The sequence below is a fragment of the Flagellimonas algarum genome (assembly GCF_040513375.1).
GTDB classification, from domain to species: Bacteria; Bacteroidota; Bacteroidia; order Flavobacteriales; family Flavobacteriaceae; genus Flagellimonas_B; species Flagellimonas_B algarum.
Genome location: NZ_JBEVTG010000001.1, coordinates 344,939 through 364,703, shown reverse-complemented (window position 1 = coordinate 364,703; position 19,765 = coordinate 344,939). Strand labels below are relative to the sequence as shown.

Annotated in this window: 22 protein-coding genes; 9 read left to right on the top strand and 13 right to left on the bottom strand. The window is 47.6% G+C overall.

Features of this window, described 5'->3' with window-relative positions:
- Positions 1-26: 26 nt before the first annotated feature.
- Positions 27-581, bottom strand: a complete 555-nt coding sequence (gene frr / locus ABV409_RS01700) for a ribosome recycling factor (protein WP_353875809.1) — start codon at positions 579-581, stop codon at positions 27-29.
- Between the two features lie 39 nt (positions 582-620).
- Positions 621-1,328 carry a UMP kinase gene (gene pyrH / locus ABV409_RS01695; RefSeq protein ID WP_353875808.1) on the bottom strand — a complete coding sequence of 236 codons (708 nt, stop codon included), beginning with the start codon at positions 1,326-1,328 and terminating at the stop codon, positions 621-623.
- A gap of 151 nt (positions 1,329-1,479) precedes the next feature.
- On the opposite strand from pyrH, the gene ABV409_RS01690 reads away from it, so the two are divergent.
- The 4 genes from ABV409_RS01690 to ABV409_RS01675 are packed head-to-tail and all read left to right on the top strand — an operon-like array spanning position 1,480 to position 4,544.
- Positions 1,480-2,034 (top strand): RNA polymerase sigma factor, encoded by a 555-nt coding sequence (locus ABV409_RS01690; protein WP_353875807.1) that lies wholly within the window; start codon positions 1,480-1,482, stop codon positions 2,032-2,034.
- Positions 2,035-2,036: 2 nt separating this feature from the next.
- Positions 2,037-2,840, top strand: coding sequence for a HEAT repeat domain-containing protein (locus ABV409_RS01685; protein WP_353875806.1), 804 nt, complete (start codon positions 2,037-2,039; stop codon positions 2,838-2,840).
- A 26-nt stretch (positions 2,841-2,866) separates the two neighbouring features.
- The gene (locus tag ABV409_RS01680; protein ID WP_353875805.1) at positions 2,867-3,736 is read left to right on the top strand and encodes a DUF4097 family beta strand repeat-containing protein; all 870 of its coding nucleotides are present in this window, start codon (positions 2,867-2,869) and stop codon (positions 3,734-3,736) included.
- Positions 3,737-3,740: 4 nt separating this feature from the next.
- Entirely contained in the window at positions 3,741-4,544 is an 804-nt protein-coding gene (locus ABV409_RS01675) for a DUF4097 family beta strand repeat-containing protein (RefSeq protein WP_353875804.1), read from the top strand.
- 67 nt (positions 4,545-4,611) lie between these two features.
- On the opposite strand, the gene tsf is transcribed toward ABV409_RS01675, so the two are convergent.
- From tsf to rplM, 4 genes are all read right to left on the bottom strand, one after another.
- The gene (tsf, locus tag ABV409_RS01670; RefSeq protein WP_353875803.1) at positions 4,612-5,436 is read right to left on the bottom strand and encodes a translation elongation factor Ts; all 825 of its coding nucleotides are present in this window, start codon (positions 5,434-5,436) and stop codon (positions 4,612-4,614) included.
- 74 nt (positions 5,437-5,510) lie between these two features.
- Positions 5,511-6,605, bottom strand: coding sequence for a 30S ribosomal protein S2 (gene rpsB, locus ABV409_RS01665; protein WP_353875802.1), 1,095 nt, complete (start codon positions 6,603-6,605; stop codon positions 5,511-5,513).
- A gap of 216 nt (positions 6,606-6,821) precedes the next feature.
- Complete coding sequence (gene rpsI / locus ABV409_RS01660) at positions 6,822-7,208, bottom strand: 30S ribosomal protein S9 (protein ID WP_353875801.1); 387 nt, start codon at positions 7,206-7,208, stop codon at positions 6,822-6,824.
- Positions 7,208-7,663, bottom strand: coding sequence for a 50S ribosomal protein L13 (gene rplM / locus ABV409_RS01655; protein WP_353875800.1), 456 nt, complete (start codon positions 7,661-7,663; stop codon positions 7,208-7,210). The genes rpsI and rplM overlap by 1 nt, the downstream gene beginning before the upstream one ends.
- 281 nt (positions 7,664-7,944) lie before the next feature.
- Between rplM and ABV409_RS01650 the strand changes: the two genes are divergently transcribed.
- Positions 7,945-10,575 carry a DUF5916 domain-containing protein gene (locus ABV409_RS01650; protein WP_353876873.1) on the top strand — a complete coding sequence of 877 codons (2,631 nt, stop codon included), beginning with the start codon at positions 7,945-7,947 and terminating at the stop codon, positions 10,573-10,575.
- 70 nt (positions 10,576-10,645) lie between these two features.
- A complete protein-coding gene (locus tag ABV409_RS01645) occupies positions 10,646-11,224 on the top strand; it encodes a hypothetical protein (RefSeq protein ID WP_353875799.1) in 579 nt (192 codons plus the stop codon).
- Between the two features lie 31 nt (positions 11,225-11,255).
- Here the strand turns inward: ABV409_RS01645 and ABV409_RS01640 are convergent, their stop codons facing one another.
- The 5 genes from ABV409_RS01640 to hppD are packed head-to-tail and all read right to left on the bottom strand — an operon-like array spanning position 11,256 to position 16,835.
- Positions 11,256-12,359 carry a pyridoxal phosphate-dependent aminotransferase gene (locus ABV409_RS01640; protein WP_353875798.1) on the bottom strand — a complete coding sequence of 368 codons (1,104 nt, stop codon included), beginning with the start codon at positions 12,357-12,359 and terminating at the stop codon, positions 11,256-11,258.
- Positions 12,359-13,261, bottom strand: coding sequence for a flavin reductase family protein (locus tag ABV409_RS01635; protein WP_353875797.1), 903 nt, complete (start codon positions 13,259-13,261; stop codon positions 12,359-12,361). The genes ABV409_RS01640 and ABV409_RS01635 overlap by 1 nt, the downstream gene beginning before the upstream one ends.
- Positions 13,258-14,478, bottom strand: a complete 1,221-nt coding sequence (gene fahA / locus ABV409_RS01630) for a fumarylacetoacetase (RefSeq protein WP_353875796.1) — start codon at positions 14,476-14,478, stop codon at positions 13,258-13,260. Before fahA ends, ABV409_RS01635 begins: the two co-directional genes overlap by 4 nt.
- A 54-nt stretch (positions 14,479-14,532) precedes the next feature.
- Positions 14,533-15,690, bottom strand: a complete 1,158-nt coding sequence (locus ABV409_RS01625; RefSeq protein ID WP_353875795.1) for a homogentisate 1,2-dioxygenase — start codon at positions 15,688-15,690, stop codon at positions 14,533-14,535.
- 11 nt (positions 15,691-15,701) lie between these two features.
- Positions 15,702-16,835: a 4-hydroxyphenylpyruvate dioxygenase gene (gene hppD / locus ABV409_RS01620; RefSeq protein ID WP_353875794.1), complete on the bottom strand. Its 1,134-nt coding sequence runs from the start codon at positions 16,833-16,835 to the stop codon at positions 15,702-15,704.
- Positions 16,836-16,949: 114 nt separating this feature from the next.
- On the opposite strand from hppD, the gene ABV409_RS01615 reads away from it, so the two are divergent.
- The 3 genes from ABV409_RS01615 (at position 16,950) to ABV409_RS01605 (ending at position 18,356) form a co-directional block, all read left to right on the top strand.
- The gene (locus ABV409_RS01615) at positions 16,950-17,390 is read left to right on the top strand and encodes a MarR family winged helix-turn-helix transcriptional regulator (protein WP_353875793.1); all 441 of its coding nucleotides are present in this window, start codon (positions 16,950-16,952) and stop codon (positions 17,388-17,390) included.
- 214 nt (positions 17,391-17,604) lie between these two features.
- A complete protein-coding gene (locus tag ABV409_RS01610; RefSeq protein ID WP_353875792.1) occupies positions 17,605-18,162 on the top strand; it encodes a hypothetical protein in 558 nt (185 codons plus the stop codon).
- A gap of 35 nt (positions 18,163-18,197) precedes the next feature.
- Positions 18,198-18,356 (top strand): hypothetical protein, encoded by a 159-nt coding sequence (locus ABV409_RS01605; RefSeq protein ID WP_353875791.1) that lies wholly within the window; start codon positions 18,198-18,200, stop codon positions 18,354-18,356.
- Between the two features lie 32 nt (positions 18,357-18,388).
- On the opposite strand, the gene bla is transcribed toward ABV409_RS01605, so the two are convergent.
- Positions 18,389-19,123, bottom strand: coding sequence for a subclass B1 metallo-beta-lactamase (gene bla / locus ABV409_RS01600; protein ID WP_353875790.1), 735 nt, complete (start codon positions 19,121-19,123; stop codon positions 18,389-18,391).
- Between the two features lie 8 nt (positions 19,124-19,131).
- Entirely contained in the window at positions 19,132-19,755 is a 624-nt protein-coding gene (locus ABV409_RS01595; RefSeq protein WP_353875789.1) for a chromophore lyase CpcT/CpeT, read from the bottom strand.
- Between the last annotated feature and the right edge of the window lie 10 nt (positions 19,756-19,765).

Genomic DNA, 19,765 nt, shown 5'->3' with positions numbered 1-19,765 from the left:
ACCTAAAGAAAGCAGGCTTACAATGCCTATACCTTCATGATTTCGGCCTCTTTTAGCTCTAAGATGGTTTCGACTTTTTTGGTGTAGTTGTCGGTCAACTCCTGAACGTCGATTTCGGCATTGGACAACAAGTCTTCCGAAATATCCAATTTCTTCAATTCCTTATTGGCTTCTTGACGGGCACTTCGAACACTCACCCGGGCTTCTTCGGCCTCCGATTTGGCTTGTTTGACCAGGTCACGGCGTCGTTCCTCGGTCAATGGCGGTACGTTGATGATCACACTTTCACCATTGTTCATAGGGTTGAACCCAAGATTCGAATTGATGATGGCCTTTTCGATTTCGGGGATCATGGTTTTTTCCCAAGGTTGTACCGAAATGGTACGGGCGTCAGGGGTGTTGATATTGGCTACTTGCGAGAGCGGGGTCTGGGAACCATAATAATCGACCTTTACCGAAGCCAGCATTGCCGGACTTGCTTTTCCGGCCCGGATTTTCACCAATGCTTTTTCCAAGTGGGCCATGGATCCGTCCATGCTTTCTTTGGTCGTTTCTAGAATGAATGTGATTTCTTCGTTCATGGTATCCTTTTTTAAAGGCTTGGCAAAAGCTATGCCAAGTTAGATATTGACAATGGTTCCGATATTTTCGCCCGAAACGATACGCATCAGGTTGCCACGGGTATTCATGTCAAAGACCACAATGGGCAATTCGTTTTCTTGACTGAGGGTAAAGGCCGTGCTGTCCATCACTTTCAGGCCTTTCTGCAAGACATCCTTGAACGAAATAGTGTCGAACTTGGTCGCGTTCTTATCTTTTTCCGGGTCAGCGGAGTAAATTCCATCCACACGGGTGCCTTTCAAAATGACGTCGGCTTTGATTTCGATTGCACGCAGTACGGCTGCCGAATCGGTCGTGAAGTAGGGATTTCCGGTACCCCCACCGAAAATAACGACCCTTCCTTTTTCCAGATGCCGAATGGCCCTTCTTCTGATGAAAGGTTCGGCCACTTCATTGATCTTGATCGCCGATTGCAATCGGGTTTCCACGTGTTGTAATTCGAGGGCGCTTTGAAGGGCCAGTCCGTTGATGACCGTGGCCAACATCCCCATATGGTCGCCCTGAACACGATCCATGCCTTGGCTGGCGCCCGAAAGTCCCCTAAAGATGTTACCACCGCCGATTACAATGGCCAATTCGACCCCTTTTTCAGTGACAGCTTTGATATCTTCCGCATATTCAGTGAGTCGATTGGCATCGATGCCGTATTGTTGTTCTCCCATTAAGGCTTCACCACTGAGTTTGAGCAGGATTCTTTTGTATTGCATAGGTGGAGTCGATTTCGGACAAAAATAATCAAAATAATTTTTGACCAACCCGCTTTGAAATGGACCAATTGGAATTCATTTGAAATAAAAAGCAGTACATTTTGTAACCTTTTGATGAAAGGGCAGTATACCCTTTGACAACACCACGGAAATGTTTGAGCTAACCGATAACGCATTGATGTTGAAAGTAAAATCCGGAGATCTGGAAAAGATGGGTTTGTTGTATGAACGCCATAAAAAGAAGTTGTTCGGGTTCTTTTATAACATGAATTCGAACGCCTCCCTAAGTGAGGATTTGGTACAGAACGTATTTGTGCGCATGATGAAATACCGACATACGTTTACCGGTCAAGGGCAATTTTTGGCCTGGATGTTCAGCACGGCACGCAACGTTCAGCATGATCATTTCAAAAAGAACAACAAACATCGATCGACCTACGAAATAGGGGCCGTCGAGTATAAGGTGAAGGATACGGATGATCAGGAATCGATGAACGATCGTAAGGATGCGATCTCGATTTTGAACCGGGCGCTGCTAAAACTTCCAAAAGAGAAGCGTGAGATTTTGATCTTGAGCAAGTTCAAGGAAATGAAGTTCAGCGAAATCGGGGAGGTCTTGGGTTGCTCTGAAGGGGCGGCCAAAGTAAAAGCGCATCGCGCTTTAAAGGAATTGAAGCACGTATTTATGCAAATGGAAATCCAATAGTGATGAAGGAAACGGTATTTGAAGAACAGGCAATGGCTTTTTTAAAAGGAGAGCTCGATGCGGACGGAATGAAAGAATTCAGCATCTTTCTTAACGACAATCCGAGGTATCAAAACGAGTTCGATGCACTCAAATTGGTTTGGGATGAATGGAATACTACGCCATTTCCGGAACCCTCGGCAGGGATGGACCAACGGTTCTTCCAAACCCTTGGTGCCACCATCGAAAAAGAACAGCGGAAAGAGCGAACCGGCTTTACCGCCTTCGGCGACCTTATGGCAACCTTGTGGAGACCACAATTGGCATATGGCCTGTTGCTATTGACAGCGGGCTTGGCCATCGGTTATTTGCTGCGAACCGATGCCAAAGAGAACATAGGTCAAGTAGAAGTAGCTTCCACTTCGGAAACCGAAGCGGTCAGGGAAAAGTTGGTCTTGACCCTTTTAGAACAGAACTCGGCCAACAAACGCCTACAAGGGGTCAATGAGGTGACCAAAATGGAACGGGCTACGAAAAGTGTTACCGAAGCCCTTTTTCTGACCTTGAACAATGACTCCAACGTAAACGTCCGCTTAGCGGCCATCGAATCCTTATCGCGCTATGTGGAGAATCCGGAAGTACGTATGGGCCTCATTGCCTCCATCGTCAATCAAGATTCACCCATCGTACAAATCGCACTGGCCGACCTTATGGTCACCCTTCAAGAAAAGGAATCCATTCGGTCTATGGAGCAATTGCTTGACAAACCGAATCTCGATTCGACCGTCAGCAAGAAAATCAGGGCATCGATCGATCAAATCATATAATTCATTAATCTAAAAAACGAACAGTCATGAAATTTGTAAAACCCACAGTGCTCTTTGTCGCTTGTGCTTTCTTCCAAATAGGGGCCGCACAAGATTCCGAAGAGACGATCACCCATGAACTACGGTTCGACTCCAATTCGGCCAAGAACCTGTTGCATGTGCAAAACGTCAATGGATCCATCGATATCGAAGGATACAATGGTACGACCATAAAGGTAGAGGTCAAAAAGAAGATTTGGGCCCGCAGTCGAGACATGGTCGCCCTTGGTAAAGAGGAAATCGGAGTGGCCATTGAACGTAAAGCGGGCGAACTCTTCGTCTTTCTCGACTCCCCTTGGACCTATTTCGACCTAGACAAGGGTCGGTTTTCACATCGAGAGAACTACAATTACAACGATCGCCCCAAGTACCGTTACCATCTCGATTTCACGATCAAGGTGCCCAAAAACGTCGGCCTCCAGGTAGGAACGATGAACGATGGTGACATCCATATCAAAGACGTTCAAGGTCATTTAATGCGTGTCAATAATCTCAATGGCGCGATAACTTTGGAGAATATCGCTGGAAAAACCGATGTGAATGCCCTGAACAGGAATATCGATATCAGTTATTATCGCAATCCAACGGAAGATTGCAGCTACCACTCCTTGAACGGCGATATCAATGTCGTCTTTAAAGATGACCTCAATGCCGATGTGAGCTTTAAAAGCATGAACGGGGACCTGTATACCAACTATGACGTTTCTATGACACAGACCAAAATCTCGCAAAAGGAAGTCGGGAGAAGGAAAGGGGTCAAATACAAGGTCGATTCGAACGAGTCTTTCCGAATCGGAAAAGGCGGCGTGCAATTGGATTTTAATTTGTTGAACGGCGATGCATTCGTAAAAAAATAGAACGATGAAAAAAATTACAGTACAGTTATTCTTACTCCTTTGTACGGCAGTACTTCCGGTATCGCTAAGTGGGCAGAACACGCAGAAATTGGAGGTTCCCCTGAGTGAACCTGGAAAACCAGGTCACCTAAAAGTCGGTGTATTATATGGATCGATAACGGTGAACACCCATTCCGGTAACGAAGTGATCATTGAGACCAAAAGCAAACAAAAACAAGCTTCTGTCAATAAGAACGGCTTGCGCAAGATCGGCGGCGGTGGCGGCGGTTACTCGGTCGAGGAATACAACAACCAAGTCACCGTGAAGTCAGGAGGGACCAATAAAAAGATGGACTTCTTTATCACCGTTCCCAAGAACTTTTCACTGAAGTTGAATGCCGTAAACAACGGGAACATTTTCGTGAACGGGGTCAATGGTGATATGGAGATCAGCAATACCAATGGCGCCATAACCTTAGAGAACGTCAGTGGATCAGTCATCGCCGATGCTTTGAACCGGGATGTCGTGGTCACTTTTTCAAAAGTCGATCGGAATGCACCCATGGCCTTTACCAGTTTGAACGGTGACCTTGATATTACCTTTCCGGCTGACTTTGCGGCCAATATCAAGGCCCGTACGGAGAACGGCGATATCTTTACCGATTTTGAAATGGATCAACGTACCAGTGCCCAGGTCGATCAAAAAAGGGATTCGAGAGGCGTGTATAAGGTAAAGGTGAACAAGTGGGTCTTGGGAGAGATCAATGGGGGAGGCCCTGAAATCCTATTCAAGACCTTGAACGGCAATATCCTGATCAAATCGAAATGATAGGAAAGTACCTTCCAAAAAAAAGCCCCAACGCAGGTTGGGGCTTTTTTAATTGTATGGGGTATGATTAACCCAAGGCAACCCTTGAAAATCCAGTCACTTCCAAATCGGAAGCTACTGATTTCACATATTGGGAAACACTTTGTTTGCTGTCTTTGATAAACGCCTGGTTGACCAAGGTGTTGTCTTTGAAGAAACGCTTTAGCTTTCCTTTGGCGATATTGTCCAACATGGCTTCTGGCTTTCCTTCTTGACGGAGTTGATCTTTGGCGATTTCGATTTCCTTATCGATGACCGATTGATCGACACCTTCTTCGTTCAAGGCGACCGGGTTCATGGCGGCAGCTTGCATGGCCACATCTTTGGCTGCGGTAGCCGCGCCATCGACATTGGCAGACAATCCGACCAAAGTCGCGATTTTATTTCCAGCGTGGATGTATGATCCTACGAAAGGGGCACTCAATTTTTCAAAACTCCCGATTTCGATTTTTTCACCGATGACACCGGTTTGTTCCGTAAGCTTCTCAGCGACCGTCATGCCATTGAAAGCAGCGGAAAGAAAATCGTCTTTCGAATCGAAGCCCAATGCCAAATCGGCCAACTCATTGGCCAAAGTCACGAAAGATTCGTTTTTGGCCACGAAATCGGTCTCACAGTTCAATGAAATGATCACACCGGCCGAGCTTTCACCATTCACCTTAGCGATAGCAGCACCTTCCGATGAATCTCGGTCCGCTCTTTTAGCAGCGACTTTTTGACCTTTTTTCCTTAAGATCTCAATTGCTTTGTCAAAATCACCATCAGCTTCAACCAAAGCATTCTTGCAGTCCATCATTCCAGCTCCGGTGGTCTTTCTCAACTTGTTTACTTCTGCGGCAGTAATCTTAGCCATTGTATAAAATTTAAAATTTATATAAAGTAAAACACCCAATCACGATGCGTGTTTTGTTTTGAATCGTTGTTCAATTACTCTTCCGAGTCTTCTATACCCCCCTTGACACTATCTTGCCAAGCTTTCAACTCATCCCATTTGCCTTCTGCGGCCATTTGGGCTTGTTTGGCCCAACTAGTGGGATCCAAATGGGCCAATCTTGGGCTTGCTTCGGTTAGGATGGCTTTGACCTTATCGGCATCCGCTTTGGCCATCGCGTCAAACGTTGCGATACCGGCGGCAACCAAGGCTTCTGAAGCTTTGGGTCCGACACCTTCGATTTTGGTCAAGTCATCGGCCTTTTCAGGAGCAGCTGGGGCCGGGGCCGGGGCTGCTTCAGCTGGTGCAGGGGCTTCGGCTTTGGTTTCCTTTTTAGCAGGAGCCTCGGCTTTTGGTGCCTCTTCTTTGGAAGCTTCGCCTTTATCAGCTTGCTTATCGGCTTTGCGATCGGCAAGTCCTTCGGCAACGGCAGCAGTAACCGACGTCATGATGGCATCGATTGATTTTCCGGCATCATCGTTTGATGGGATTACGTAATCGATCGGTCTTGGATCCGAATTGGTATCGACCATCGCGAAAATCGGGATGTTCAATTTTTGTGCTTCTTTGACGGCGATATGCTCACGCATCGTATCGACGATAAAGATCGCACCTGGCAATCGGGTCATGTCGGAAATCGAACCGAGGTTCTTTTCCAATTTGGCACGTAGACGGTCCACTTGCAAACGCTCCTTTTTGGAAAGGGTGTTGAACGTTCCGTCTTTTTTCATGCGATCGATGGAAGCCATTTTCTTGACCGCTTTACGGATGGTCACGAAATTGGTCAACATACCACCGGGCCACCTTTCAGTGATGTAGGGCATATTGACATTGGCTACCTTTTCGGCAACGATGTCCTTGGCTTGTTTCTTGGTGGCAACGAAAAGGATTTTTCGTCCAGAAGCAGCGATTTTCTTAAGGGCCTCGTTGGCCTCTTCCAATTTCGCTACGGTTTTGTAAAGGTTGATGACGTGGATCCCATTGCGCTCCATGTAGATGTATGGGGCCATGTTCGGATTCCACTTTCTAGTGAGGTGGCCGAAATGCACACCTGCGTCCAATAAGTTTTTTACTTCAATGTTGTTTGCCATTTTTTGTACTTAGTTTACGTTCCGTTGGTATAGCAATGGAGCGGTGGTCTGCTTTGGGCATCGCCCGGTCCATTTAGATGCTAAACTAGTTTCCAAAAAAAGTCGATTTCCTTTTTTCGGAACAACGACAACATGGTTAAAATTTTGGGCCCTGATATTTTTAAGGGCCCTTTCAATGAACTTGTATGAATAATCGCGGTAAACCGCGGGTAATCCTTAACGTTTCGAGAACTGGAACTTCTTACGGGCTTTCTTCTGACCGAATTTCTTACGCTCCACCATACGGGGGTCACGGGTCAACAGGCCTTCAGGTTTCAATACCGTGCGGTTTTCCTCGTTGATCTCACACATGGCTCGTGACAATGCCAAACGGACTGCCTCGGCCTGCCCGGTGATTCCGCCACCGTATACATTGATGTTCACATCGTAATTACCATCGGTCTCTGTCAATGTAAAAGGTTGCTTCACCTTGTACTGCAAAGTAGCCGTAGTGAAATACTCTTCTAGTTTTCTTTTGTTGACGGTAATGTAACCTTTTCCTTCAGTAACATATACTCGGGCTACTGCGGTCTTTCTACGTCCAATTTTGTGAACCACCTCCATTATTTGTAATCGTTTAGGTTAATGGCCTTTGGTTTTTGGGCTTCATGGCCATGTTCGTTTCCAGTGTATACCTTAAGGTTTCGGAATAGATCGGCACCCAATCGGTTCTTTGGCAACATACCCTTGACCGACTTTTCAATGATCCTTTCCGGATGCTTGTTCAACAACTCGGTTGCCGAAGTGGATCGCTGTCCTCCAGGGTAACCGGTGTAACGCAAATAGGTTTTGTCGTTCCACTTGTTTCCGCTGAGCTCGATTTTTTCCGCATTGATTATGATGACGTTATCACCACAATCGACATGGGGGGTATAACTAGGCTTGTATTTTCCACGTAGGATCTTCGCTACTTTGGAAGCCAATCTACCCAATGTCTGTCCTTCTGCATCGACCAACACCCATTGTTTGTCAACAGTGGCCTTATTGGCTGAAATCGTTTTATAACTTAATGTGTCCACTTCTTGAAATTGTTTAGTTTTCAATCCATTCCCGATAAACGGGGTGCAAATGTACAATTATTACATTGAATTACAAATCACTGGCCTCGAATATTTTTTGAAATTTTAATTGCTTTTCACTTTGGCCCCTTGTCTTCTTAAAAGATGTTAAAAAACCAATAAAAACCCCGCTTTGGTGTAACTGTTCGAAAAAGGGCAAGTCTTTAAGTCACATCAATCAAAAACAACCTCCAGTGAGAACGCCGACCATCCTGTTTGCCCTACTCTTTTGTTTGCCATTAATGACCCTTGCCCAAGAAACCGAATCCGAATCGGCGGTGCAAGATACGACCGAGGTCATTCCGAAACGAATCTATTTGACCAAGGCCATTGGCATGGAAAAACCACCGGCAATCGACGGCTTGCTCGATGATGCGGTTTGGAATATCGTGGACTGGACCGGCGACTACATCGAATTCCAGCCCGATGAGAATACCCCACCAAGTTATCAGACCAAGTTTAAGATCGTTTACGACAGCAAGAACCTATATATAGGAGTGCGCTGTTATGATGCGGAGCCCGATGAAATCGTCAGACGATTGTCGCGCAGGGACGGTTTCGATGGCGATTGGGTCGAATTCAACATCGATAGTTATCATGATAAAAGGTCGGCCTTTTCCTTTACGGTCACCGCGGCCGGGGTCAAGGGTGACGAGTTCATCTCGAACAATGGCAACAATTGGGACGGAAGTTGGAACCCGATTTGGTATACCAAAACCAATATCGATGGGGAGGGATGGACCGCCGAAATCCGTATTCCGTTAAGTCAGCTCAAGTTCGCCGGTTCTGACAACCAAGTTTGGGGGCTGCAGTCGACCCGTCGGTTTTTCAGGGCCGAAGAGCGCTCCCTTTGGCAGCGGAAACCGATCGATCAACCCGGTTGGGTCAGTGAATTCGGTGAGTTGCACGGCTTGAAGAATATCGAACCCCAAAAGCAATTGGAGATCCAACCCTATACGGTCACCAGTGGCGAAACCTATGAGGCCGAGGCCGGAAACCCCTTTCGTGACGGCAATGAAAGCGATATTACCTTCGGATTGGATGCGAAAATCGGCATTACCAACGACCTGACCTTGGATCTTACGGTGAACCCTGATTTCGGACAGGTAGAGGCTGATCCATCCGCCATCGCGTTGGATGGTTTTCAAATCTTTTTCAGGGAACAGCGTCCCTTTTTCGTAGAAAACAAGAACATCTTCGATTTTAGGGTCTCGCAGTCGGAAGCGGGCAATACCTTCGGCCAAGACAATGTGTTTTATTCACGACGGATCGGACGCAGTCCGCAAGGCTTTCCCAATACGGCAGACGGTGAATTCGTCGATCAACCCGATAATACCCCGATCATCGGGGCCGCGAAATTCAGTGGTAAGACCCAAGACGGATGGGCTATCGGGGTGCTCGAAAGTGTCACCGCCAAACGGTATGCGACCATTGTCGACCCCGAGGGGGGAAGAAGACGTGAAATGGTCGAACCCTTGACCAATTATTTCGTAGGGCGATTGCAAAAGGATTTCAACGATCGCAATTCGTATATCGGAGGGGTGTTCACCGCGACGAATCGCGATAACCTGACCGAGAACCTTGATTTTTTGCATCGGTCGGCTTTTACAGGTGGTCTTGACTTCAAGCACCAATGGAACAACCGCGATTGGTATTTCGGGGGTAACATCATCATGAGCCATGTCAAGGGGAGTGAGTCGGCCATTCAAAACACCCAAGAATCGATTACCCACCTGTTCCAACGCGTCGATGCCGACCATGTCGATGTTGATGCCGATCGCACCGAACTGACCGGAACCGGGGGCAACCTTCAAATCGGGAAAATCGGTAATGGGCATTGGCGTTTCGAATCGGGCGCGACCTGGCGATCACCGGAACTGGAATTGAATGATATTGGGTTTCAGCGGCAGGCCGATGATATTCGGCACTATACCTGGGTCGGTTACCAAACCTTGAAACCCGATAGTACCTTTCGCCGGGTCGGTATCAATTACAACCATTGGAGCGCTTGGGACTTCGGTGGCAACCACAACTACCTGCAATTCAATACCAATAGCTGGCAGAACTGGGCGAATAACTGGTTCACCAACCTAGGGGTCAATATCGCCCCGATCCAGTATTCGAACTTTGCACTAAGGGGCGGGCCAAGACTGCGTCAATCGCCCTGGATGAGTTTCTGGAACGGGATCAATACCGACAATAGAAAGAAAGTGCGTTTTAACATTTTCCATAACGGGAGAAGGGCCCTCGACAATTCGTTCAATTCATACTTCATACGGGCTGGGGTGACCTATCAACCCGTCAATGCCATTCGGGTCTCGGCCTTTCCGTCATTCAATATCAATAATGACAAACTGCAATACGTAAGCAATCTTGAGGCCAATGGGAATCCGGTGTATTTGAACGGCGAGATCGAGCAACGTACATTGAGCATGTCGTTTCGCTTGAATTATACCATCAATCCCAACCTGACCATCCAATATTGGGGGCAACCCTTTATCTCACGGGGTCGCTATTCCAATTTCAAAAGTATTACCGATCCTTTGGCCAGACGTTTCGAAGATCGGTTCATGCAGTATGGTGACGATCGGATTTCATTGGTCGATGGCACCTATAATGTGGACGACGACCTTGATGGGGATACCGATTTCAGTTTTGGAAACCCTGATTTCTCTTTCGTCCAATTTCGCTCGAACCTGGTCATCCGTTGGGAGTATATTCCCGGTTCAGAGATCTTTTTGGTATGGTCGCAAGACGTTTCGCAATCAGGAGATCCCTCAGAAGGCCTGTTCACGAGCTTAGGGGATAATATCTTCGGTCAAAAGCCCCAGAATATCTTTTTACTCAAAGCGACCTATCGCTTCGTCTTATAGGTTACTCATCGAGAAAGTGTACTAATCGGTCCTTTTTTGCGTTTTTCTTGGTGTACCAAAAAAACTAAAGATGAAAAGAAATCTGCTTCTACTAGGCTTGGTCGCCATTTTCATGATCGGTTGTTCGACCGATAACATGGATGAAGGCGCCGATGAAGACACTGCCATGCAGGATGATGATACCACTGCAGAAGATGGTATGGACGATACTTCCGACGATACTTCGGGCACGACCGGTGATTTGGTCGGATTATGGACCTTGTCCGATATCCGTTTCGACGAAACCTTGGATAATGATGACCTCGAATTTGCGAAAGAGATCATCGAATTCTTGATCGCCCAGGAATGTTACTTGGTCACTTTTGATTTTATGGATAATGGTATGGTCACTTCCGAAAGCAAGGGCAATTACCTCGAAATCAATGCAGGACCGACAGGGCTTGATATTCCCTGTCCCGAAGAAAGCGACGTGTTCACGTCTCTATGGTCCCTGGATGGAGATCAGCTGACCTTTATCGATGAAGGGGAGGAAGAAGAAACCCTGACGATCGTTTTCGAAGATGAAAACACCTTTATCATCGACGGGAGCGCTGTTGATGAAAACAACTATGATGGCGGAGAAGCGGTCTTCATTCGTGTTGAGGAATAAGACCTGCCCATTTGATAAAAGTAAAAACCCGCTAATCGCGGGTTTTTATGTTTTGTAGGGCCTTGACCAAAGCCTCATTGGCCTCGGGATCACCAATGGTGATGCGTACCTTTCCTGGCGCGCCGAATTGTGAGACAGGCCTGACCATAATGCCCTGTTCCATTAGGGCATCGGTGAATTCGAATTCCGGAAGCGGAGGGTCGATCAAGAAAAAATTGGCCTGACTGGGCCAATAGCGAATACCCAAGGTATCGAATGCCTCGGCCAAAAACACTCGCCCCGAGGCAACGGTCTTTACCGTACGTTCGATGAACGCCCCATCGTTCAAGGCGCCAATGGCCGCTTCTAAAGAAGGAAGGGGAAGTAAAAAAGGCTTATGGATCAAACGCACATAATTCGCAATTGTCTTGGTCGTGTAGGCATAGCCGATGCGCATCCCTGCCAAACCATAGGTTTTCGAAAAACTGTTCAATCCGAGTACGGCGTACCCCTGTTTCACATAACGCAGGGCGGTACAATAATCAGGGGCATCGGCAAAATGGCGGTAGACCTCATCAAAGACTACCAAGATGTGCTTCGGAACCTTCGCCATAAAATCATCGAGCATCCCCTGGGGGATGTAGGTGCCTGTCGGATTGTTGGGGCTGGTCAGGAAAATGACCTTGGTGCGATCGCTAATGGCATCGAGCACCCCTTTCGCATCAAAAGCATAATCCGGGGCCATGAGCGGCACATCGATCTGTCGGGCACCGTACCATCTTGAAAATACGGCATAGGGCAAAAAGCAAGGATTCGAAAAAATAACCTCATCTCCTTCAGAAACGAAAGCGCGTAACAGCATATCGATGATTTCAGAACCGCTATTGCCCGTTAGAAATTGATCACTGCTTAAGCTTGGTTCAACATCCTTGACCAAGGCTTCCCGCAATCTGATGTCGGTCTGATCCGGGTAGATGTCGACCTTGTCCATCGCTTTTTTTGCGGCTTCGACCGCTTTGGGTGATGCCCCTAGCGGATTCTCGTTTGAAGACAGTTTGTAGACCTTTCCGTGGGTAGTCGGAATGTTCTTTCCCCCCTTATAGACTTCTTTGGGTTTCAAAAAGGATTTGAAAATGGAGGTGATATCAGCGCTCATTACGGCAGGTTTTCGGCATACAACAATACGGCGAGTGCCTGTTCGGCCTCCCCGGTCTCCAAGATGCGCTGGGCGATCCAATGCAATTGTCTTTGATGTGCTATGCGATCTGCCCCGACCTTTTTGGCCAACATGCGCAATTCGTCTTTAGTGCCGACCAAAGCAACGGCTTCTTGACTTGGTAGGGCTTCGAGATTGCCCAATCGACCTAGATTGTTCCCCGTCAAGACCGTACTTTCCCGAATGCCTTTAGGCAAGGCATCGACACCCATTCCTTTGGTGCGTATCGGTTTCGGGATTTCAAAGAGGGCTTGTTCCTTGGCCCTGATATACCAGCTGCCTCCCATACGGCCGACCAGGTCCAATTTTTCGGTATCCAACGTGCCTTCGGTCAAGTAGCGTTCGTTGATGTGTATGAGTTCGACCTTGGCCAGGATGAGGTTTCCGGCTCCCGGTGTATCGGCCAATTCGATCACCTCGGTCACCGAACATTCAAAGGCTACCGGGGCTTCGCCGACTCTTGGGGGCCTTACTTTTTCACTGGGCACCGCGGTCAGGCCTGCCTTGACGAATTCATCAACGCCTTTGTCGTAGGCCGTACTCGACAATGACATTTGTTCAACGATGTCGTGGTTTACGATGTTGATGACCACTTCGGGCACCTCCTTGACGTTTTCATGAGAGTGTTTCAGGCTATTATCACGTCCGCTACGGGCCGGTGAAAAGATCATGACGGGCGGGTTTGAACTAAACACGTTGAAATAACTGAAGGGACTCAGGTTCACTTGACCTTGGGCATTGACCGTACTCGCGAAGCAAATCGGCCGGGGTGCGACCGCGGTTAAGAGAATGCCGTGCAGCTCGGGCTGCGAAATCCGGTTGGGGTCTAAGGTTTTGATCATTTCGCTGGTAATACTTTGGTGGAGACTTCGCCAAAACCGACACGTTTTCCATCGCGTTGGGCATAGCCCCTTAGGGTCACCGTGTCGCCGTCATTGATGAACTTTCTTTCGGTACCGTCTTTCATGGGTATCGGTTTGGTGCCCATCCAGGCCAATTCGAGCATAGATCCATACGCATCCTCGCTTTTTCCTGAGATGGTTCCCGAGCCATAAAGATCGCCAATATTGATATTACAACCGTTCACGGTGTGATGGGCCAATTGTTGGGCCATGTTCCAATACATATACTTGAAATTCGAACGTGATACCACCTGTTCTTCACTACCTTCCGGGGTAATACCCACCTCCAAGGCGATATCGAAGTTTTTCATTCCTTCGAACTTGAGGTAATCCAAGACTTCGGGTTCTTGCACGGGGCCATCGACCCGAAAGGCATCCAAGGCTTCCAGGGTAACGATCCATGGGGAAATGTGCGATGCGAAGTTCTTGCCAAGAAAGGGGCCTAAAGGAACATACTCCCATTTTTGGATGTCTCGTGCCGACCAATCGTTGAACAAGACCATACCGAAAATGTAGTCTTCGGCTTTTGCCGTTTCGATGCTGTCACCCAAAGCGGTTTCCCTGCCTGTCACGAAAGCCATTTCCAATTCGAAATCAAGCCGTTGTGAAGGTCCGTACACCGGTTTGTCGGCCCCTTGTGGTAAGGTTTGGCCTTTAGGGCGATGCATGGGTTCTCCGCTGACCACAATGGAGCTGGCACGGCCATGATAGCCCACCGGAATGTGCTTCCAGTTCGGCATTAAGGCGTTTTCCTTTCCTCGGAACATCACTCCGACATTGGTTGCGTGTTCAATACTGGAATAGAAGTCGGTATAATCACCGACATACACCGGGAGGTGCATTTGCGCCTCACTTTGTTTGACGAATAACCCTGGGTTGCCGGCCAAGACGGAGGCATCATCCTGTAACCAGGTTTGGATGTCTCGTCGTACCTTGTTGGTGATTTCCTTGCCTAAGGAAATAAAATCGTTCAGCACATCTTTTTCAAAGACTGCGGTGTTGAAATCAAAAACGTCCAACTCGGCCACGGCTGACAAGTCTAAGATGTGTTCGCCGACGGCCACTCCGGCACGCGGACTGCGGTCTTCCGTAGAGAAGATGCCGAAAGGGATATTGTGGATTGAAAAATCGGAATCAGTTGGTATATCGATAATCATAGAATGCGGTAATGCGTTGTTGTTTTTGGTCGGATGGAAGGGTACTGCCCAGGGTCAATCGACCCAAGACCCGTAATACGTTCCATCGTCTATTTTCATTGCGTTTTCGGTCACCATGAGCGGTTTGAAGGTGTCGATCATCACGGCGAGTTCTTCGGTTCCTTTTTTTCCGATACTGGCCTCATAGGTGCCCGGATGCGGCCCATGCGGAATACCGGCCGGATGCAAGGAGATGTACCCAGGGCCGATTCCCGTGCGGCTCATGAAATCACCGTCTACATAGTACAATACCTCATCAGAATCGATATTGCTATGGTTATAGGGGGCCGGAATGGCCTTCGGATGATAATCGTAAAGTCTTGGACAGAAGGAACAGATCACGAACGCCCCGGTCTCAAAGGTCTGGTGCACCGGCGGTGGCTGGTGCACGCGCCCTGTAATGGGCTCGAAATTGTGTATCGAAAAGCCGTAAGGGTAGTTATACCCATCCCATCCGACCACATCGAATGGATGACTGGCATAGACCAATTCGTGCAACATGCCCTGCTTTTTGATTTTCATGGTAAATTCACCGATCTCATCGTGGGCCTTCAGGTCTTGGGGCAATTTGTAGTCACGTTCACAAAAAGGGGAATGCTCCAATAGTTGCCCGAACCAATTGCGATAGCGTTTGGGCGTGTAGATCGGATGGAACGATTCGGCGTATAAGATCCTATTGTCTTCGGTGTCGAAATCGATTTGGTAGATCATCCCCCTCGGAATGATCAAATAATCGCCGTATTCGAAAGGAATGTTCCCCAAAAACGTTCGCAACGTTCCACTTCCCCGATGGATGAACAACATTTCATCGGCATCGGCATTTTTATAAAAATAAGTGGTCAACGACTTTCGGGGCGCCGCTAGACCGACATGTACATCACTGTTGACCAAGAGCGGTTCACGAGCTTCCAAAAAATCATCTTTCGGTGCAACATCGAAACCGATCAATTTTCGCGACGTGATGTTCTTCGCTACGGCGATTTTCGGACTGACGTCCAATGCCTCGCCGACCGTTTTGACCTGTGTGGGGCGATGCACGTGATACAGCAACGAAGACATACCGTCGAAACCAATGGTGCCGAACAATTGCTCATAGTAAAGTGCACCGTCGGGCTTCTCGAATTGTGTATGACGTTTCGGTGGCAGTTGGCCCAGTTTGTGATAAATCGGCATAATGCTTGGTTTTAGTGCAGGGTACCTCTAAGCTCTTGTTCGCGTTCTATAGCCTCGAACAATGCCTTAAAGTTACCTTTTCCGAACGATTGTGCCCCTTTTCGTTGGATGATTTCAAAAAACATCGTTGGCCTAGGCTCGACCGGTTTCGTAAAAATCTGCAACAGATAGCCTTCATCGTCACGATCGACCAAAATGCCCAATTCTTGCAAAGGTGCGATGTCTTCATCGATTTTACCGACGCGATCGGTAACTACCTCATAATAGGTGTCGGGTACACGTAGGAACTCTACACCACGGCTGCGCAAGGCTTTCACGGTCTTGATGATATCGTCAGTGGCCACCGCGATATGTTGTACCCCTTCACCTTCGTAAAAATCAAGATATTCTTCTACCTGTGATTTTTTCTTGCCTTCGGCCGGTTCATTGATCGGAAACTTGATGCGGCCATTGCCGTTGCTCATCACCTTGCTCATTAAGGCCGTGTATTCCGTTGAAATGTCGTTGTCATCGAAAGATAGGATGTTTTGGAAGCCCATGACGTTTTCGTAAAAATCGACCCAATGGTTCATTTTGTTCCACCCGACATTACCGACCATATGGTCAACGAATTTCAAACCGACCGGTTCTGGATTGTAAAATGGGGTTTCCCAAGCCACGAAACCAGGAAGAAAGACTCCCTCATAATCTTTGCGCTCAACAAAAATGTGGACTGTTTCTCCATAGGTATAAATACCCGCGCGGACGACCTTTCCGTCAGCGTCTTTTTCGGTAACGGGTTCCATATAGGATTTGGCACCTTTGGCGATCGCCGTTTCGTAGGCATAGGTGGCGTCATCGACCCAAAGGGCGACGACCTTGACCCCATCACCATGTTGGTCGATATGACGCCCGATATCGGTTCCGCTTTTCAAGGGTGAGGTCAAGACCAAACGGATCTTGTCTTGAATGACCACATAACTCTCACGGTCCTTCAAACCGGTCTGTAAGCCTGCATAGGCAAACGATTGGAAACCGAAGGCGGTTTTGTAGAAGTGGGCGGCCTGTTTCGAATTGCCCACATAGAGTTCGACATAGTCGGTGCCGTTGATCGGCATGAAGTCTTTGGCACCTTCATGGATTTTAGGTAAGGTGGTAGTTTCCATAGGGATTATATTTTAGATTTTCCTTAAAATTGTTGTTGATGCAACAAAAATACGTAATTTTGGAATGCGAATGCTATTTTTTTAAAATATTTTCATCGCCCTATACCCGTTATTATGTTGCATCAAATCGATAAGATTTCAGGAATCGGTCTTCACCTTGATTCGGTATTGCGAAAAGTACAGTTGGCCTACCTCAAGCAATTTGAGGCCTTGGGGATCGATATGACCATTGAGCAATGGGTGATCCTCCATCAAGTACTGGAATTGGGTGATGCAGCTTCGCAACGCGATATCGTGCAATCCAATTTCCGCAATCGGGCGACCATATCGCGGGTGATCGCGGGGTTGGAACGAAAAGGATGGTTGGCCAAGTCGCGGTTTGAAGGAGATCAAAAACGATTCAAGCTAGCCTTGACCACCGCGGGTGCCGAAATTGTAGACCGGGTATTGCCCCATGCGGTAGCGCTGCGCAAACGGGCGGTCAAGGATTTGGATGAAGGGGATTTTAAGACCTTTTTGACCGTACTAGATCAAATCGGCACCAACTACGATTGAATGCTACAAGACGTGCCCTTGGAGCACGATGGGGCAATGCTCTGCATCCTAAACCGATCATTTCCAATAGTTTCTTCGTATTTGTTTCATTTTACCTTAAGACAATGTTAATTTATGGCAATTGGGGTAAAATAGCATAGAAATAGGATAATTCTATAGATTTCCATATCCCGATTCCGACGGAATTTTGCATTGTATTTTAAACGATACGATTATGGAAAAGACACGATTTTATCCAACAGTATGGCAAACGATGGTGAGTCCATCGGGTGTAGCGGGACAATGGGATTTGAGTGGAAACCCGATTCGGGAAATCGTACTCAAGAACGATCAATTGACCCAAGGAAGGATTTCGGAACTGGATCTCCACATCAATAAGGTTTCCCTAATGGATGCCGCTGATAAAGAACAAACGTTGATGCGATTTTCAAAACCGGCCGTGCTTCCGATCAAAGGGCGGGCCACAGGGCATTTCCTGAAATCGAAGAACACGGTCAACCTACCTGAAGGACGATACCACAAGCTCCGATTTTATGTGGAAGGGAAAAAGCAAGGGTTTGCCTTCGAAGATGGCCGATTTGAAAGGATCGATTGTCCGGAAGTTTTGGAATTCGATATCGCAAACGGATTGGAATTGGATGGAAACACCCAACCTGAAATCAAGTTTTGGTTCGATTTGGTACCCTTCTCAGCGGTAAAGTACCTCAAAAGGATTTGGGGCAAATTCATCAACCGCCCGACACGTCAAAAACCCCGTCTTGCACGAGGGTAAGGAATGCATCAAAAAAATTCTCAAAAAACAGTAGTATGAAGAAGTTAAAGTATTACCCGAACGTATGGGTCAGTTATCCCTTCTCCATGGAGTTATATGCCCATGCCGAAAAGGAAGCGCGTTCACCGCAACCCGAACGTAGCGAAACGAAAAAAGAAAAGAAACCGAAATTTAAACTGGCCTTGGGCTGGTAATCAAGTAAAGGCACCTAAGAAGGTGCCTTTTTTTATTCTTCGAATAGAGCAATGGTATAATCCAACAATTCCATACCCCCCGTCGATCCATGACCGGGAACGATAATTTCGGCCTCAATAAAGGTCTCTTTGACAATCTTTACGGTAGCGGGCCATTCAGCTACATTGGCATCGCCCAAATACCCTTTGGAAGCCCCGACCGATTTGACCAAACAACCACCGAACAAAACGCGGTCTGTGAAGTCGTAAACCACGATATTGTCTTTGGTATGCCCTTCTCCCAAATAATGCAGTGCTAGGGGCAATCCACCGATGGTAAGGGTCATCTCAGTATCAAAACCGAACTTAGGGATGGGCAACCGGCGCTCTTCGGCCATTCGTTTTGTTAGATTGCTGGCATAGGAGGGGATCTCACGTTGGTGAAAGGCTTCCAGTCCACCTAGACAATCGTTGTGAAAATGGGTAGCGACGACACCGATGACCCGAACATCCAAATGCTTTGTCACCCAATCGATAAGGGCTTCAGACTCTTTGTTGTTTACTGGGGTATCGATGATTACAGCCTCATTGCCATTGACAATGATCATGCCATTGCATGCCACTTTGCCATAGTCTTCGGTCTGTAAAAAAGAGAGGTGTTGGTATACCCGTGGTGCGGATAGACTTAAGATCTTGAGGTCTTTGCTGATCCAGATTTCCCTAGAGGAACAAGTGGCCAGGGTAAGTGCTGCGAAAACAAACACAAGGCTTTTAAATGTGCTATGCATCAGGGTAATTAATCCAATTTATCGAAAACATATCCCCCTTCGGTAGCCCCCCAAACCTGGTTTCCATCCGCATCGAAACCTTGGTCCCAAGACTCGATCTTATCGGCGAATATCGCCACTGCGGATAGGGCATAGGTGGCCCCTCGTAGGCTACTTTCACAAGTGCGGTCTTGGGTTCGCCCGGCAAAATGGTTCGCCCCCTTCTTCTTCAACAAGACCTCACAACCTTGGCGCAATGAAAGTTGGTCGCTCGTTAGGCTGTCGAAGGCACTGGGATCTTTCCATTTTCCGATCCACAGCGAATCATGGGCAATGGTATAGACAAAGCTGGCCAATTGCCCTGCTTCGTTGCGCCGTAATTCATAGAGACGTTGGCGGTATGGACGCTCTTGCATCGCGTTCAATGCTTGCTCGACATACAGCCAGTTTCCCTTGTCTTTCCAGATGGGATACATGTGCAGCGAGATGTTGTAGTAGGTCGAATCGGCTTCGGCTTGTTTGGCGGAGTTGTAGGATCCCTGCATAAGGGAGAATACTTCTTCCAATTCCGTATCGCGTTTTTCTTTGGGCTCCGACTTGCAACATAGCAATCCGAAAGCGGCGATCAATAGATATACAAATGGGTGTTTCATGGGTTCTTGG